Source organism: Syntrophomonas sp. UBA1041, from assembly GCF_002316705.1.
In the GTDB taxonomy this organism is placed as follows: Bacteria; Bacillota; Syntrophomonadia; order Syntrophomonadales; family Syntrophomonadaceae; genus DTU019.
Window position 1 is genome coordinate 1 of record NZ_DCEA01000102.1, and the last position, 16,622, is coordinate 16,622.

General features: G+C 50.6%; 15 protein-coding genes and 1 pseudogene. 4 read left to right on the plus strand and 12 right to left on the minus strand.

All coding sequences use genetic code 11. The annotated features are described in order from the left end of the window. The 11 genes from B2633_RS14725 to B2633_RS14775 all read right to left on the minus strand — a co-directional run. Positions 1-3,471, minus strand: a 3,471-nt coding sequence (locus tag B2633_RS14725) for a glycoside hydrolase family 130 protein (RefSeq protein ID WP_483171476.1), incomplete at its 3' end; no start/stop codon positions are given. Between the two features lie 238 nt (positions 3,472-3,709). After that, positions 3,710-5,515, minus strand: coding sequence for an oligoendopeptidase F (gene pepF / locus B2633_RS14730; RefSeq protein WP_483171477.1), 1,806 nt, complete (start codon positions 5,513-5,515; stop codon positions 3,710-3,712). Between the two features lie 202 nt (positions 5,516-5,717). Continuing rightward, positions 5,718-6,674 carry an acetyl-CoA carboxylase carboxyltransferase subunit alpha gene (locus tag B2633_RS14735; RefSeq protein WP_483171478.1) on the minus strand — a complete coding sequence of 319 codons (957 nt, stop codon included), beginning with the start codon at positions 6,672-6,674 and terminating at the stop codon, positions 5,718-5,720. Next, positions 6,667-7,521, minus strand: a complete 855-nt coding sequence (gene accD, locus B2633_RS14740) for an acetyl-CoA carboxylase, carboxyltransferase subunit beta (protein ID WP_481040975.1) — start codon at positions 7,519-7,521, stop codon at positions 6,667-6,669. The genes B2633_RS14735 and accD overlap by 8 nt, the downstream gene beginning before the upstream one ends. A gap of 13 nt (positions 7,522-7,534) precedes the next feature. Next, entirely contained in the window at positions 7,535-7,978 is a 444-nt protein-coding gene (fabZ, locus tag B2633_RS14745) for a 3-hydroxyacyl-ACP dehydratase FabZ (RefSeq protein ID WP_483171479.1), read from the minus strand. Positions 7,979-7,982: 4 nt separating this feature from the next. Then, a complete protein-coding gene (gene fabF, locus B2633_RS14750; RefSeq protein WP_483171480.1) occupies positions 7,983-9,221 on the minus strand; it encodes a beta-ketoacyl-ACP synthase II in 1,239 nt (412 codons plus the stop codon). 27 nt (positions 9,222-9,248) lie between these two features. Beyond that, on the minus strand, positions 9,249-9,479 hold the full coding sequence (gene acpP, locus B2633_RS14755; RefSeq protein ID WP_481040981.1) for an acyl carrier protein: 231 nt from the start codon (positions 9,477-9,479) through the stop codon (positions 9,249-9,251). 72 nt (positions 9,480-9,551) lie between these two features. Beyond that, on the minus strand, positions 9,552-10,325 hold the full coding sequence (fabG, locus tag B2633_RS14760) for a 3-oxoacyl-[acyl-carrier-protein] reductase (RefSeq protein WP_483171481.1): 774 nt from the start codon (positions 10,323-10,325) through the stop codon (positions 9,552-9,554). Continuing rightward, positions 10,322-11,245, minus strand: a complete 924-nt coding sequence (gene fabD / locus B2633_RS14765; RefSeq protein WP_483171482.1) for an ACP S-malonyltransferase — start codon at positions 11,243-11,245, stop codon at positions 10,322-10,324. Before fabD ends, fabG begins: the two co-directional genes overlap by 4 nt. A gap of 1 nt (position 11,246) precedes the next feature. Beyond that, entirely contained in the window at positions 11,247-12,182 is a 936-nt protein-coding gene (locus tag B2633_RS14770) for a nitronate monooxygenase (protein WP_483171483.1), read from the minus strand. Positions 12,183-12,189: 7 nt separating this feature from the next. Next, positions 12,190-13,176 carry a beta-ketoacyl-ACP synthase III gene (locus tag B2633_RS14775; protein WP_483171484.1) on the minus strand — a complete coding sequence of 329 codons (987 nt, stop codon included), beginning with the start codon at positions 13,174-13,176 and terminating at the stop codon, positions 12,190-12,192. A 280-nt stretch (positions 13,177-13,456) separates the two neighbouring features. On the opposite strand from B2633_RS14775, the gene B2633_RS14780 reads away from it, so the two are divergent. The 4 genes from B2633_RS14780 (at position 13,457) to B2633_RS14795 (ending at position 15,959) form a co-directional block, all read left to right on the plus strand. After that, positions 13,457-14,407, plus strand: a complete 951-nt coding sequence (locus B2633_RS14780) for an NAD(P)H-dependent flavin oxidoreductase (RefSeq protein WP_481040991.1) — start codon at positions 13,457-13,459, stop codon at positions 14,405-14,407. Positions 14,408-14,925: 518 nt separating this feature from the next. Then, complete coding sequence (locus B2633_RS14785) at positions 14,926-15,159, plus strand: hypothetical protein (protein WP_481040993.1); 234 nt, start codon at positions 14,926-14,928, stop codon at positions 15,157-15,159. A gap of 17 nt (positions 15,160-15,176) precedes the next feature. Further along, positions 15,177-15,698, plus strand: coding sequence for an NUDIX domain-containing protein (locus B2633_RS14790; protein WP_483171485.1), 522 nt, complete (start codon positions 15,177-15,179; stop codon positions 15,696-15,698). An 81-nt stretch (positions 15,699-15,779) separates the two neighbouring features. After that, the gene (locus B2633_RS14795; protein ID WP_483171486.1) at positions 15,780-15,959 is read left to right on the plus strand and encodes a hypothetical protein; all 180 of its coding nucleotides are present in this window, start codon (positions 15,780-15,782) and stop codon (positions 15,957-15,959) included. Between the two features lie 52 nt (positions 15,960-16,011). On the opposite strand, the pseudogene B2633_RS14800 reads toward B2633_RS14795, so the two are convergent. Then, positions 16,012-16,622 (minus strand): annotated as a pseudogene (locus B2633_RS14800) (hypothetical protein); the annotation flags it as partial.

Genomic DNA, 16,622 nt, shown 5'->3' on the forward strand with positions numbered 1-16,622 from the left:
TCGGAAAAGGATATACTGGATGACCATGACCAGGTCATCATCATCCAGTATATCCTTTTCCGAATCGCTTACTGCGCCGCAGGTAAACACCACATTCGGCACCCAGGCTCCGCTCAAACCGATCTCATAATCTTCCTCAGGCTGTAATATCGGGTTGGGCGAGCGGTAGATCACCCTTTGAGGGTCATTCAGATCGACCAGCAAAACCCCCAGACTATACACATAATTGTAGTCAACCCCGTGATAAATAAGCAGCCAGCCGTGCCTGGTCTTTAGCGGTTGGGCTCCTGCTCCAATCTTCAGGGAATCCCACATCCGGCCCGGCCGCGGCCCCAGGATGATAGCATGTTTTTCCTTCAGCGGGAAGCGTATCTCTTTGGTGTAGGTGACCCAGATGCTGGGTTCGATGCGATGATATACGATATATTTACCGCCGATCTTTTCGGGGAACAAAATGGCATCTTTATCCCAGATATTTTTAAATGCCAGCCCCTCTCGATTCCAGGCCCGGTAGTTGCCAGCCAGGAAATCATCCAGGGTTATCGAGGCCGCTGCTATCTGAGCTAAATTACCGTCATAGGCGGTATAGAGCATGATGATTTTGTTCTCGACTACCACCAACCTGGGATCCTCGCATCCCATGCGCTCTTCCGGGGTAGAAGGCGAGAAAATCGGCTCGGGCAAACGCTCCAATACATTATATCCATCGGTAATGGCCAAACCGATGTGAGAAATGCCGTCTAAACCAACCCCGCGATAAAACAAATACACTTTATCCCCGAAGCGCAGAGCCCCGGTATTCAACACATATTTGGCCTCCCAGGGGTTTTCCTCAATGGGCTCCAGGAGCGGATTGGCAGGATGCCGGACCAGGTTTTTACTGGGCTGGTTGGTAGTCTCCTGTACTACCACAGTGACATCTTTGGGTCTGGTGGGCAAGAGCGTATCGAGGAGATTTTGATTGCTCTTTCCGGCCTGAATCATGCGGTAAACAATTTGCATGATGTTTTCGGGGTCATACCCTAATTCCGAATAAAGGGTTTCCAGGAAATCATGATTAAACCAGCGGTTCTCCACGGTAGTAGTCCAGGTACCCGGAATCTTTAGCCCGCCTTTAAAACTATAGCTGGCCCAGCTCCAAGCGGTACAGGTAAGAAAAGTTCCTTCTTCCAGAACCTGCGATAGGCCGTACCCTTCAGCCATGAGGTGAAATAAGCGGGCATAGTCAGGCCGGTCAGTCTCTTCTAATTTAACTGCCAGGGCTTTGATTTTGTTCACCAAACAGCGATGATGATGGTTTTCAAAAATATTGTGTATCGAAAATTCCTCGCCCTTATGCAAAATCTGTAGTGAATTGCGCAGTTTGGCGCCGATATTCTTGCGTTCCCCGACATTTTGCTGAAAGAGTTGAGAATAATGTTCGGCAACTGCCAGGCGGCGCAATATGCTAGTGAGGTATCTCAGTTTGGGATACTTGCCTCCGGTCCCGGGTTGAAGGGCGCGAAGCGTGATGCGTCCGGTTATATGATTGGCATTGGAAATTTTGCCGCGCCCCAGAATGCCTAATTGTATTTGTTCCGGCATAATCAGGATTTTAATCGGCACCCATTCAAAGTTCTCGGGTTTGAGGGTCTCGGCTAGCCAGTTTACATCCCGGTCGGTATAGGAGCGATCTTCTATGAGATTGGCATAGGTTACGGCGTCGCGGGGATCGACCATTTCGATCAACTGTTCCGGTTTGTAGTATCCCAAAGGTATCATGAGATTGATCGGGGGAAACCTGACCAGCATCTCTCTGATCTTGTCAATATGCACAGTAAATATCGGCTTGCTTTCTACCAGGTTGAGCATATTGGAGACAAACTCGCTCAGGCCTTTGCTGCTGCTGAGATCGCCGGGCATGACTTTATCGGCCGCCTGCTCCAGCTGCTCCATGAAATGCTCCACCCCGCCTATCAGGTCAAGGGCTTTTCCTTTGACCGGCAATCCCAGCCCTGCGCCGATAAACTTGGCAAATTCTTCATTATAGCTCTTGCGCAGGTTTCTAAAAATATTGTCGGTCTGTACTATACGGCCGTCTTTGCCCCGGATTTTTTTGGGAATAACCAGGGGCTTGCCAGGCACGTATTCCATGTACCCCAGTGGAATGAGGGCCGGTTTGACCTGTTCCTTTTTGCTCATCCAGCGCCGGGTGAATTCAGGTTTGCAGCAGAGCAATTCGTCGGTCAATTGCCGTCTTATAGAATCCATTTTGGAAACCAGCAAAGCATCCTGTTCGCTGCACTCCAGTTGCGGGAATAAAGCCTTAAACTGCTGCATCTGCAGAACATAACTGGCTACACGGCCATTATATAAAGCGGTCAATAAGTCCAAGACCTGAACCCGATTGGCCTCATCTAAACTGTAGGCTATAGTCAGTTCGGTCATTATCTTCACCCACAGGTCATTGTCCAGATTGAAGCTCTCCTCATTCAGCCCGGTGATCTGCTGAACCAGTTCATAACTGAAGAGATTGGTCATTAAATCATAATAAAGCCTCAGTCCTTCATGAAAGCTGTCCAGGAGTTCATCCACATCATGATATCCCAGGTCGGGACGTTTTATATCGCTGTTGGCCAGGATGTCGGCCACCTTGACCACCAGGCGGTCCTGCACCCAGACGGCCGTGTCGCGATTAGCGGCTTCAAATACGATCTGGGCAGTATCCCTGAATACCCGGTTGCGTTTTTGCAGGGAGGCAGGTTTGACATCGCCATTCAGGCTGACTTCGCAGATAACCTTATTCCAGCATAAGGCTCGGGTGATCAGCCAGAAATCTATTCCGTAACCATAAATGCCCTCCCCCCAGAACATAGCTTCATGGGCCAAATCTTCCACCAGATCATGGCTAATGGCATAAATGCCGCCTAAAGGATCAGTCATGCGAAAGCCGTAAAAAGTTTCGATCACCGGTGAAGCCAGCATATGGGCGATACTGTCAATACCCATATGACGCCTCATGCTTCCCACTACCATGTCGTAGGGCCCTTGAATGGGATTTAACAGGCTTTCTAACCAGTCTCCCTGAATGCCTGGTCCCTGGGAGGTGATCATATTGGCGCTGAATAAGATCAAATCGGCTTCCAGGCGCTTGCTGATCTCAATAATGGCACGGATACTAGAACCTCTTCCGCTGCAGTGGCCGGGCAATACAAATTCTAAATGCGGGTGTTTAAGTTCCAATTCTGCAATGTCGTCCAGGAAGTCAATAGCCGTATGATCGCCCACCATTAACAGCAGTTGCCGCTTGCCTATCCATGAAGTGAGGATCTGATCAACCGAATGCAATAAGGCCAGGAACTGCTCCTTCTCCTCATGAAAAGGTATGCCGATGACCAGATCATAACTTCCCATCTCCTTCAAACGGGGGGTGACTCTGGCTATGCTCTGATCAAATGCTTCTTCGCATTTCAGTACAGTCAATTGAGTCAAGACATGTTCCTCCTTACCGTGCACTAAAAGTTGGCATCCTGCAATCATTATGTGCATTTAATAAGCCGAATATGAAAGTATTTGCAAGACAAAACCGGCCGGAGCCGGTTTGGGAGAGTATTCCGCATAACCTATATTTTTTGATAGCGGCTTGCCTTTTTACCGCCAGTCCAGGCAATAAAATAAGACCGCCCGGGATCATTTATTACCTGGATTTGGCGGTCTCAAACGATTGGGATCAGCCGGAGACTGCCGTTTCGAGTTCGGACACCAGGCGGCCAAAATAATCCAACGCGGATTGAACCGGCTTGGGCGAAGTCATATCCACCCCGGCCTTTTTAAGCAGCTCTACCGGATAATCTGATGAACCCGACTTGAGAAACTCCAAATAGCGTTTGACAGCGGCCTCCCCTTCATTCTGGATCTGTTCCTTGATGGCGGTGGCGGCGGAAAAGCCGGTGGCATATTTGTACACATAAAAGGCTGAATAAAAATGAGGAATTCGAGCCCACTCCATTTTGATGTCTTCATCCATCACCACGTCGGGGCCGTAGTAGAGCCGGTTGAGATCCAGATAGCTGCTTTTCAATGCCTCGGTGGTCAGGGGCTTGCCCTGTTCAACCATTTCATGGATGATCTTTTCGTATTCAGCGAACATGGTCTGGCGGTATACGGTGCCGCGGAACTGCTCCAGATAATGGTTTATCAGATAAATGCGCTCCTCACGGCTGTTGCTGCGTTTGAGCAGATAGTCGATCAACAGCGATTCATTGACGGTCGAAGCCACCTCGGCCAGGAAAATGGTGTACTGACTGTATACATAGGGCTGATGGCGGTTGGAGTAAAAACTGTGCAGGGCATGTCCCATCTCATGAGCCAGGGTGAAAACATCGTCTAATTTGTTATCATAATTCAGCAGGACATAGGGATGGGTATCGTAGCATCCCCAGGAATAAGCGCCGCTGGTTTTGCCCTGGTTTTCATAAACATCTATCCATCCCCTGGTAAAACCGCTTTTTAAAATACTGAGGTATTCCTCACCCAGTGGCTGTAGGGCTTCTAAAACCTGCTCCCGGGCTTTATCATAGGGGACTTCCGCCTGGTATTCCTTCACCAGAGGAACATAAATATCGTACATGTGCAGTTCATCCAGGTTTAGAATCTGCCGGCGCAGTTTCAAATAGCGGTACATATCGTTCATATAACTGTGTACCGACTCAATCAGGCGATCATAGACCTCAACTTCAACATTGTCCTGTTGGAGAGAGGCATGCAGGGCTGAGGGGTATTTGCGGACCCGGGCATAGAAGACGTCTTTTTTGACACTGGCTGACAGAGATGAAGCCAGGGTGTTTTCCAGCTTTCCGTAAGCGCTGTAAAGAGCGTGAAAGGCCTCTTCGCGCACCCGGCGGTCATGGCTTTCCATGAACCGGCCATAGCGCCCTTTGGTGAGTTCCACTTCCTGACCGTTTTCATCCCGGATCATTCCAAATTTGATATCCGCGTTGTTAAGCATTGTAAATATGTTGCCGGCTGCCAGGGACAGATCGGCGCTTTGGGCCAGGATCTTTTCCTCGGGCTGGGAGAGCACATGCTCCTTTTGCCGGAAAATCTCATCAAACATATGCCGGTATAGCTTCAAGTCTTCGCATTCTTCCATGAATTGGTTCAGGATTTCTTGCGAAATTTCAGTCAATTCAGGGGTTACGAAAGACATAGTGCTGCCGGCTTCGATCATCAGGGTTTCCGCACGATCATACAGGGCTTGATAACGATTATCGGCATTATTCTCATCACGGCGCATCTTGGCGTAAACCACCAATTTCTCTCCCCGGCGGTCGATCGATTCTATCTGCTGAAGAGCGCTCAAAAGCTGCGGGCCCGATTGCCCCAGAGTCCCCTGTAACTGCGCAGCTTTGAGCAGCATGGTTTTCATCTGCTCATAATCATTTTCCCAGGCGGCATCATCATTATAGATGTCTTGAAGGTTCCATTTGAAGCGAGCCTCTATTTCATCTCTTTTCGGGCTATGGTTCACTGCCATCCTCCTTATCGCGGTAATTTTTGCGTTCATGGTTATGTTATCCATTATAAACCTTTTCTTTTCTAGTATCACCCAAGCCCGGCCCCTATATGACACACGGGGATCTTTTCCTCGAGTCTTTTTTGAGTCAAACAGGCATGGGGACGGTTCTTTTGCCTGCCCCGGCAGGCAAAAGAACCGTCCCCACGTGCCCCTGTATGTGCTATTTAATGTTATAGCGCCCGATGGAGCGCAGCCGCTGATAGCGCTGTTCAGGAAGATTACCGCCCTTTTCCATCACCTCATAGAGATTTCTGGCTATGGCTTCTTTAACCCTGGCTATGGTTTCTTGAGGATCGGTGTGGGCTCCGCCAATGGGTTCAGGCACAATTTCGTCAACGATGTCGAGATCTTTCAGGTCGAAAGCGGTCAATCTCAAGGCACCGGCCATTCCCTCGGCCTGATTAGCATCTTTGGCCAGAATAGAAGCGCAAGTTTCAGCTGAAGCTACTGAAAAAACCGAGTTGGAAAGCATGATCAGGCGGTCACACACCCCTAGAGCCAGTGCCCCGCCGCTGCCGCCTTCGCCTATAACCGTTGATATAATCGGTACACTCAGCCCGGATAATAACATGAGATCCTGAGCAATAGCCACAGGCTGACCGCGTTCTTCAGCACCGGCGCCTGGATAAGCCCCCTGAGTATCGATGAAGGTTAATATCGGCCGCCCGAATTTTTCAGCCTGCACCAGCAAACGATGTACTTTACGGTATCCCTCCGGATGTGGCATACCGAAATTGCGTTTGATATTTTCATTGGTGTCCTTACCGCGCTGATGGCCAATCACCGTCACCGGCATGCCGTTAAAGGCGCCGATTCCGCCTACGACAGCATGATCGTCCCCATAGAGCCGATCGCCGTGCAGTTCAATCCACTCATCACAAATATTGTCAAGATACTGTATGGTAGTGGGCCTCTCTGGATTACGGGCCAGAAGTATTTTTTCCCAGGGAGTGAGGTTCTGGTATTTTTGATCCCGGATGGCTTGTAATTTACTTTCCAATACCTTGATCTCACCGCTTAAATCGAAGTCCAAACTGCCCGATAATTCCACCAGTTCCTTGATTTTATCCTGAATATTCTCATATTTGTCTTCATAATCAAACTGTCTTTTAACCATGGTTACCTCCCAGGTGAAGCCTTAGGATCTGCCCGATCACAGCGGGCAATTCCGCTCGATCCACTACCAGATCGAGCATGCCGTGTTCCAGTTGGAATTCGGCGCGCTGAAACCTTTCCGGCAGACGCTGCCCCAAGGTCTGCTCAATCACACGCGGTCCGGTAAACCCGATTAAAGCACCGGGCTCACCGATGATGATGTCGCCCAGACCTGCAAAACTGGCTGGCACTCCCCCGACTGTGGGGTGGGTCATTACCGAGATATAGAGCAGTCCCCGCTTGTGGAACCTTTCCAGAGCCGCGCTGGTTTTAGCCATCTGCATCAAGGAAAGCATGCCTTCTTGCATGCGAGCACCGCCGGCCACCGCAAAGGTAATGAACGGGCAGCCCAGCTCCATGGCCTTTTCAATAGCCCGGCTGATTTTCTCCCCTACTACTGATCCCATGCTTCCCATCAGAAAACGCGAGTCCATTATTCCCAGAACCACCTGGTATCCCTGCACCCTGGCCACCCCGGTGATAATGGCCTCTTGAAGGCCGGTCTTTTCCCGGGCGTCAGCTAATTTTTCATCATATCCCGGGAATTCCAAGGGGTTGTAAGAACTGAGGCCGGTATCCCATTCCTCAAAACTGCCGGCTTCCGCAATCCAGCTTAATCGTTCATGAGCATTCATAGGAAAATGGTGCCGGCAAAACGGGCAGACCTTGAAATTTTCCTGCATCTCCTCCTCAGATATACCGGAAGTGCACTGCGGGCAGACTGCCTGCCCCGGCTTTGCCGGTCTGTACGGCAAGGCATCCTGAGGAACAGGTATATATTTGGTTTTTCCAAATGAACGTTTTAACATATACTCCTCCGGTTCACTCCTGGTCCTTCACCAGCGCAAACATAAACTCCCCACTGCAGACTGTCTCCCCATCAATAGTTATCTTTCCTTTGCCCTTGCCAATGCTTCCCTTGATAGCGGTGAGTTCAGTGCTGATCAACAAGGTCTCTCCGGGGAGGGCGGAGCGTTTGAAACGGATGCGGTCCACCCCGGCAAACATAGCGATCTGGCCTTGGTATTCCGGCTGAGACAACAGGGCGCAAGCCCCCACCTGGGCCATGGCTTCGATCATCAGAACCCCGGGCATAACTGGTTTGCCGGGAAAATGGCCGGCAAAAAACTGTTCATTGATGGTCAGGTTCTTAATGCCCACCGCTTTTTCCCCGGGGGACAGTTCTATCAGGCGATCCACCATCAAAAAGGGATGGCGGTGGGGAATAATTTTCATAATTTCATCCACATTAATATTCACGGTCATAAAGCTATACCTTTCTCACTAACAGAGCTGCGTTGTGGCCCCCGAAGCCCAGTGAATCAGACAGAGCCACCGACAGCGGTTTGGATCTGGCCACCAGAGGGGTATAGTCCAGATCACAGTCAGGATCAGGATTTTCCAGGTTTAAGGTCGGCGGTATGATATTATTCTGCAATGACAACACCGTGGCGATTAGCTCCACCGCACCGGCCGCTCCAAGCATATGGCCGGTAGCAGCTTTTATGGAACTGACACTGAGGTTGTAGGCATGCTGGCCGAAAATCGCCTTGATGGCCTTGGTCTCCATCTGATCATTTAAATCAGTTCCGGTTCCATGGGCGTTGATGTAATCTACTTGCTCCGGCTCTATACCGGCGTCAGTCAAGGCATTCTTAAAGGCCAGGGCTGCGCCTTTCCCGTCCGGATCGGGCTGTACTACGTGAACCGCGTCCCCGCTGGCTCCATAACCTATCAATTCAGCATAAATATGGGCGCCGCGTTGTTTAGCATGCTCCATCTCCTCCAGGATAACGATCCCCGAGCCTTCCCCCATTACAAAACCGCCCCGCTCTGCATCAAAAGGACGGCAGGCCTTGTCAGGCTCATCATTTCGGGTCGATAAGGCCTTGGCGGCACAGAAGCCTGCAATGGATATAGGCGTAACAGCTGCTTCCGCTCCGCCGGCAATCATCACCTCGGCTTCGCCCCGGCGGATAAATCCCAGAGCCTCACCGATGGAATTAGTTCCAGAAGCACACGCAGTAACAGTGCACCCATTGGGTCCGTGCACACCGAACAAAATAGATACCTGTCCAGAAGCCATGTTAGCTATCATCATGGGAATAAAAAAGGGATTGACACCGGCTACACCCCGTTTAAGCAAAACGTTATGTTGTTGTTCCAGGGTTTCGATGCCGCCTATTCCTGACCCTACCCATACACCTACCCGTTGCCGGTCAACGATTGAAAAATCTAGCGCCGCATCAAGGACTGCCTGTTTGGCGGCAGCACAAGCGTATTGCACAAACAAATCCATACGCCGGGCATCTTTACGGGGGATATATTTTTGCACGTCAAAGTTCCGCACCTGCGCAGCTATCCTGGTGGGGAACTGGCTGACGTCAAAGCGATCGATCAGGCCAATGCCACTTTTCCCAGCCAGGAGGTTGCTCCAGAATTCATCCTTATCAAGACCGACCGGCGACACCACCCCCAAACCGGTTATTACTACCCTGCGTTCCGGCATCCCATCACCCCTATTCTTAACTATCTGCTACAATTTAGCCTCAACGTACTCGACCACATCCTGTACGGTTTTCATCTTTTCCGCGGCGTCTTCCGGAATCTGAATGTCAAACTTCTCTTCCAAGAGCATTAGCATTTCTACGATGTCCAGCGAGTCTGCCTCCAGATCGTCCGCAAAGCTGGATTCCAGAGTAATCTGCTCCTCCGGGATATCCTTGATTTCAACAATAATCTTCTTGAGTTCTTCAAAAACTGACATGGCTTACATCCTCCTTTTATTGAACAGACTGAATGGTTCGAGACCACGAACCAATTTGAATTCAATTTAATTTTATAGGCCTCCCAGACCGCCGTCGACCCGGAGCAGCTGCCCGGTAAGATAATCTGCTCTGGATGATACCAGAAAAGCTACCACTCCTGCAACATCCTCCGGGGTTCCCAGCCGCCCCAGAACAATATTATCCGCTATCCGGGCAGTCTGTTCAGCGTTCAGCCGGGCGGTCATATCGCTCTGAATATAGCCTGGCGCCACCACATTGGCAGTTATACCGCGCCGGCCATATTCTTTGGCCAACGAATAGGTGAACCCAAGGAGTCCCGATTTTGAAGCCGCATAGTGGGCCTGCCCGGCATTGCCGCCGACGCCCACTACCGAAGATATGCTCACGATTCTGCCGTAGCGCTTTCTAACCATATGTTTAACCGCAGCCCGGCTGCAATAAAAGGCTGCATTTAAATTGGTTTTCAGCACCTGATCCCATTCTTCATCACTGATGCGCAGCAGCAGGTTGTCTCTATTGATTCCCGCGTTGTTGACCAGAATATCGATCTGCCCCAGGACTTTGACAGTCTGATCGACCAGTTCTTGGGCCGACTGCGAAGACGAGACATCAGCGCCCAATACTACCGCCTTGCTGCCCAGGGCTTCAATCTCCCCGGCGACCGCCTCGGCATCCCGGAGATTGGAGGCATTGACTTCAGCATCCGCCTGGCCGCTTTCATAATAATTAACCGCGATCTGGCAGCCGTCTGCAGCCAGGGCCAGGGCGATCGCTTTGCCTATACCCCGGGAACTGCCGGTTATCAGTGCAACTCTAGAACTCATATGGTCTTCACCTTCTCTATTACTTTTTCCAGGCTTTTCACATCATTCACCTGGCCCAGCAGCCGGTTTTTATCGATCTTTTTGATCAATCCCGACAGGGTGCTGCCCGGACCTACTTCTACGAAGTAATCAGCCAGGTTCATCATATAGCGTACACTCTGTTCCCATCTAACCGGAGAATAAAGCTGTCTAACCAGTAAATCCACGAATCGCGAGGCTGGATTGGCGGTAGCGTTTACATTGCTGACTACCGGCACCATCGGTTCTATCCAGTCTATAGCTTCTAAATAAGGCCGCAATTCCTCAGCAGCCGGTTTCATCAACTCGCTATGGGACGGCACACTAACTGCCAGGGGCATCACTCTGCCCCCGGATTCTTTCAGTCGTACCGATACCCTTTGCACCGCTTCACTGCCGCCGGATATAACATACTGGCCCGGGCAGTTGTAATTGGCAATAGCCACAATACCTTGATCCGCTGCGCAGGCTGTTTGCACAGCCTGATCATCCAATCCCAGGACCGCCGCCATGGCGCCTTCCCCCGCCGGTACCGCCGCCTGCATCAACCTGGCGCGGCGCTGCACCAGGGGTATGGCCTCTTGTAAAGATAAAGCCTGTGCACAAACCAGGGCGGAGTATTCTCCCAGGCTCAAGCCGGCCATAATTACCGCTTCAATACCCTGCTCTTTAAGCACCTCACCAGCAGCCACACTGCTGGCCAAAAGCGCAGGTTGGGCAAATTCGGTTTGATTCAGCTTATCGAGGGGCCCCTCAAAACAAAGCCGGCCAAGATCATAACCTGCCGCCGCGTCAGCCTGTTGAAATACCATTCTGGCTGACTCAAAATTTTCATAAAGGTCTTTGCCCATCCCCACCTGCTGTGCGCCCTGACCGGGAAACACAAATGCTAAGGTTGCCATGTTATTCCCCCAATCGTTTCTGCACCCTACGGGCGTCCTCAACCAGGTCTTTGATAATCTCGGCAGCCGGTTGAACACGATTGATTAATCCGCAAATCTGTCCCGCCAGAATACTGCCTTCGTCCACTTCACCCTTTACGGCTGCGGCGGGATAGCGCCCCCGTCCCAGTTCTTGCAGGAATTCCTTGGTGGCTCCTGATTCCTCGGCCTGCAAATACTGGCGGGTGAACCGGTTATGTATAGCCCGGACCGGATGACCGGTCTTGGCGCCGCATACAACAGTGGCCCGGTCCCGGCTTTGTATCACTTTTTGCTGATATGCGGCATGAACGTCACATTCGGCAGCGCAGATAAAGCGGGTTCCAATCTGAACCCCTTCAGCGCCTAGAGCCATGGCAGCCATATATCCCCGGCCGTCAGCTATTCCCCCGGCCGCAATGACCGGAATATCCACAGCATCAACTACCATAGGGACAATGCACATAGTGGTCATTTCCCCCACATGCCCGCCTGATTCCATGCCTTCTACAACCAGGGCATCCGCACCCAGGCGGCTCAGGCGTTTGGCCAAAGCCAGCGAAGCCACCACCGGCAATACTTTTATACCGGCACCTTTGAGTGCTTCCATATAACGCCCAGGATTTCCTCCTCCGGTTGTGACGACATTTACCCCTGAAGAAATCACTAAATCGACTACATCGTCGATATGAGGCGAAGTCATCATCAAATTTATCCCGAAGGGACGATCGGTAGCCTCTCTTACCTTGCGGATTTCTTTTTCCACCCAGGCTCGATCAGCGTCGCCAGCCCCAATCACTCCCAGGCCCCCGGCCTGGGACACAGCTCCCGCCAGTCCCCCCCCGGCAATCCATGCCATAGCCCCCTGCAGGATAGGGTACTGAATCCCTAACAGCGCGGTTACTCTATTCGCAAACATATTAATATTAACCCCTCCCCCAACGCAGCAATACACCACCAAAGGTCAGGCCGGCCCCAAAAGCGACCATCAAGACCAAGTCTCCGGCTTTTAAACGGCCTTCCTCTTGCGCCAGGGACAGACCTATGGGAATACAGGCAGCAGATGTATTGCCATACATATCCAGATTAATCAAGGTTTTTTCGGCAGGAATATTCATTCTCTTCATAGCGGTTTTTATTATGCGCATGTTGGCCTGGTGCGGAACAAATAGATCCACATCACTGTAGGCAAAACCCGCTTTTTCCAGCACTCTGGTGCTGATCTCCGAGGTTATGCGGGTGGCGAAGCGAAACACCTCGGGTCCATTCATTTTTAAATAATGCAGCCGGTTTTGTATGGTTTCCGGAGAAGCGGGCATGGCCGATCCTCCGGCGGGCAAGTTAAGGAATTTCCCGCCGCTGCCGTCAGCGCCCAAGATGGAACTCAAAATGCCATAATCAGAGGTTCCTTTTCCCATAACTGCCGCACCGGCCCCATCTCCAAAGAGGACACAGGTATTGCGGTCCCGGTAGTCAAGAATGCGCGACAGCGTTTCAGCGCCAATAACCAGAACATGCTGATAATCCTCTGACAGCAGATATTTGTGAGCCACGTCCAGGGCATAAACAAAACCCGTGCAGCCGGCTGAGAGGTCAAATGCAGCCGCATTGGTGGCCCCCAGAAGATCCTGTACTATGCAGGCAGTAGAGGGAAAGAACATATCCGGAGTGGCAGTGGCCACGATGATCAAGTCCAATTGCTGAGCGGAGAGTCCGGCCCTCTCCAGGGCCATTTTGGAAGCCTGATATGCTAAGTCGGAACATTTGGTTTGTTGATCGGCAATTCTTCTTTCACGAATACCACTGCGCTCAATAATCCACTCATCAGAGGTGTCCACCATTTGCTCCAGTTCTTGATTGGTAAGCCGGCGTTCTGGCAGGGCGTGCCCCACACTAAGGATTTGAGCTCTCACTGCTGAAACCACCTCATTTAGATATTAGCCCAAAATAATATGTACACATTTTCGTGCACATGGACGTTGAGGTTATTAAACCAATATTATTGATGAAAGTCAATAACAATTCCATTATTGCCTTATTTTTGACATTTAATTCCTTTTCTCTCATGGGATTTGGTTTATCGGCCAATAGTGCTTTTGACAACATAAATAACGAAATTTTTAGAAATTGCATGTTTGCTTATTTTATGGTGTAATATTCTAGTTATAGTAATATCGATTAGGAGGGTTCATAGTGCAGCTCCCGGAGTTAAAAATAGGCAACCTTAAACCCCGTTTTCCCATTATTCAAGGAGGTATGTCTATCAGGGTATCAACTGCGTCACTGGCGGCTGCCGTGGCCCGTTGCGGCGGTATTGGCGTGATCGGCGGAACCGGCGTAAGTTTGGACGATCTTCGTGATCAGATCCGTACAGCCCGCGCACTGAGCCAGAATCAAGGCATTATCGGCGTGAATATCATGTACGCGGCCCGAGAATTTATGCAGCTGGTCAAAACCGCGATCAACGAGCATATAGATGTTATTTTTACCGGGGCTGGCTTCTCCAGAGAGATTTTTAACTGGTGCAAAGAATCTCAGACGCCGGTGGTTTCGATTGTATCTTCCAGCCGTGCAGCTGTCCTGGCGGAAAAATCCGGGGCCGCTGCCGTGGTAGCCGAAGGTTGTGAAGCCGGGGGGCATCTGGGTACGGACCGTTCCATCAAGGAGATATTGCCGGAAATCAAGCAGGCCGTTAAAATTCCGGTGATCGCTGCCGGCGGCATCACCGACGGATACGATATGGCCGAGATGGTCCGCCTGGGGGCTGACGGCGTGCAGATAGCCACCCGTTTTCTGCTCAGCGAGGAATGCGACGTGGCTGATGAGTATAAACAAGTCTACTTGAATGCCCGCCAGGAAGATGTCATTATTATCAAGAGCCCGGTAGGACTGCCCGGACGCGCTATTAAGAATACCTTTACCGATCTTATTGCAGCAGGTGATGCTCCCATGTCCGAAGAGTGCGAAGCCTGCCTGCGCCATTGCTCAGGTGATTACTGCATTAAAGATGCCCTGTTGAATGCCCGTAATGGCCGGGTGGAAGAGGGTGTGGTTTTTTCTGGCGCCAATGTATACAAGATCAAAAGCATCTTGCCGGTAGCCCAGATTTTCGAAAATATTTTACTGGAATTCTCCCTGGCCTAACTGGTACACTGACGGCAAAACAGGTTATAAACTCTTTTGTTTAGATACCTAAACAAATTTGGGATAGCCCCAAAAGGCATCATATGACAGGGCTGCGCCTCCGGCTTCGTCCGGGCGAATCCTTCTCGATTTCCTCAACTACTAACCCCGGGAGTTGGGAATACGACCCCTTACTTATGCATTTCATTTTACCATGGCCTGCAAATGTTCCGGGTTAATTCTCTTTATGACCTATCCTCGTTATGTCCGCAGCTCAGGATGATGGTAAATTTCTCCACAAACTCCCCCTACCCTTTTTTAGTCTATCTCATTTTCAGCGAGCTTAATGCCGGGTTAATCTTATCAGCCGCGAGATCTAACCGGCACAGATATACAATCGGCTTGTCAATATATTATAATTAAGAAGTATTATGGCAAAAGCGAGTGCCGTAAGCTATCAACCCGACAGAATATATTAGAAAAGGGTTGAATCCAAAAACGTCCGTTGGCATCTGCCGGCGGTGAAAGAGGTGTGCTTTATGGAGTTGGGTAATAGGGTCATGATCACTCAAAAAGGTCATTTCTACAACAACTGCACCGGTGTTATAGTCGGCAAAAGAGGGTTGAGGGCTCCAGGAGATCCGATGTATTTATTAATGATGGAAGAGCATCGTAAAGTCCTGATCGTGCCAGAATCCATGCTGACTTTATGCGAAAACGATGATACCGATAAAGGTCCGAGCAGGTTGCTTTTTAGGCCCCGGGACAACTAAACAGGGGTATCAATCGCGTGAAGCAAAAGCCGCAGCCCATAACACAACGCTATTTTTATTGCCCTTTATGTGGAGGAGCCCTTAAATACCGCAATTATGATGAACACCCGCGTCTTACCTGCCAAGCGTGTGCGTATATACTGTATGAAAACCCCATTGTAGGCGTTGCTGCCATTGTATTTAACCAGCGGGGTGAAATTTTGCTGGGGCGCAGAAATGGGGGAAAATACTGCGGTTTGTGGTGCATTCCGTGCGGATATTTAGAGTATGATGAGGACGTATTTGACGGGGTAAAGCGGGAATTCAGGGAAGAAACCAATTTAATAATCGACATTGTCCGGGTATTTGCCGTGCAGTCAAACTTTCATGACCCGGAACGGCATACTGTAGGCATATGGTTTCTGGCCGAGGTGGTTGGAGGCGCGCCTCAGGCAGGTGATGACCTTGACATGGTCGCTTATTTCGCTTTGAATGAAATTCCCGCCCTGGCTTTTCCTACCGATCAGGCCGTTATTGAAATGCTGCACCGGGAAAGGTAGGAAAATTCCCGGTGCGTTCAGAGTTGCATGGCAACCGCAACATAGATTCAGCTATAATCATATCTGGGGAGGAGCGTTCTCATGTCTTGCATTTATCACCAGGCCGAAGAAACCATAGAAATCTGCACCTTATGTTTAAAGCCAATCTGCATAGAATGTGTTTTAATATGCCGTGAGATGGGATTTGACACTCTTTGTCCCAAATGCCTGCGCGCCATAACCGGCTGTTGGGTTGAACTGGATGAACGGGTTGAGCCTTAGTTAAACACACCGGGGCCGACCGTAATATCGGGTTCAAGCGTACGCTCAATACTTACTGCATCAAGGGCAGCAGTGAGTTGGATGAGACCAGGAGATGCAGCGGCGCCTGTTTTACTTCCACATTTAGAACCCGCGATTCGGACTTGATATTGCCCCGTTTTATCAGTTGTACCGTGGCGGTAAAATGCAGTTCATCAATCGGTTGCAGTGATTGGGTCTTCAGCCAGGCGATGGTTGGCAGGCCCTGCAACAACAGTTCTTTTCCTTCACCCTGGGTAACCTTTTCCAGGATGTAGGGATCTTCGTGAGCAATGGCCTCCAAAGCCACCTCTATGATTTGTTCGGCATTCAACCCTGTCAGTTGTTCTTCCAATACCCCGGCTGCTTTCCATACCATGACCTGATGGGCTGTATCCCTGCTGCGGGAGCTGTGAGTCATACTATCCCGAAAATGAATGCAGAAATGTCCTTTAAAATTGTTGCCTCGTATAGCCCCTGCGCCGTGCGGCATGCCATTCATCGACGCTGCCACCATCCGCCCGTTGTCCAGGGCGACTATTACTGCCCTGCGTTTCCAGGCCCATTCACCGCTGTATACCTTCTTCATAATGGCGGTGTCTTGCGCCGAGAGCGGCTGAACATCGGCGTGGTGATCTCCGGCCC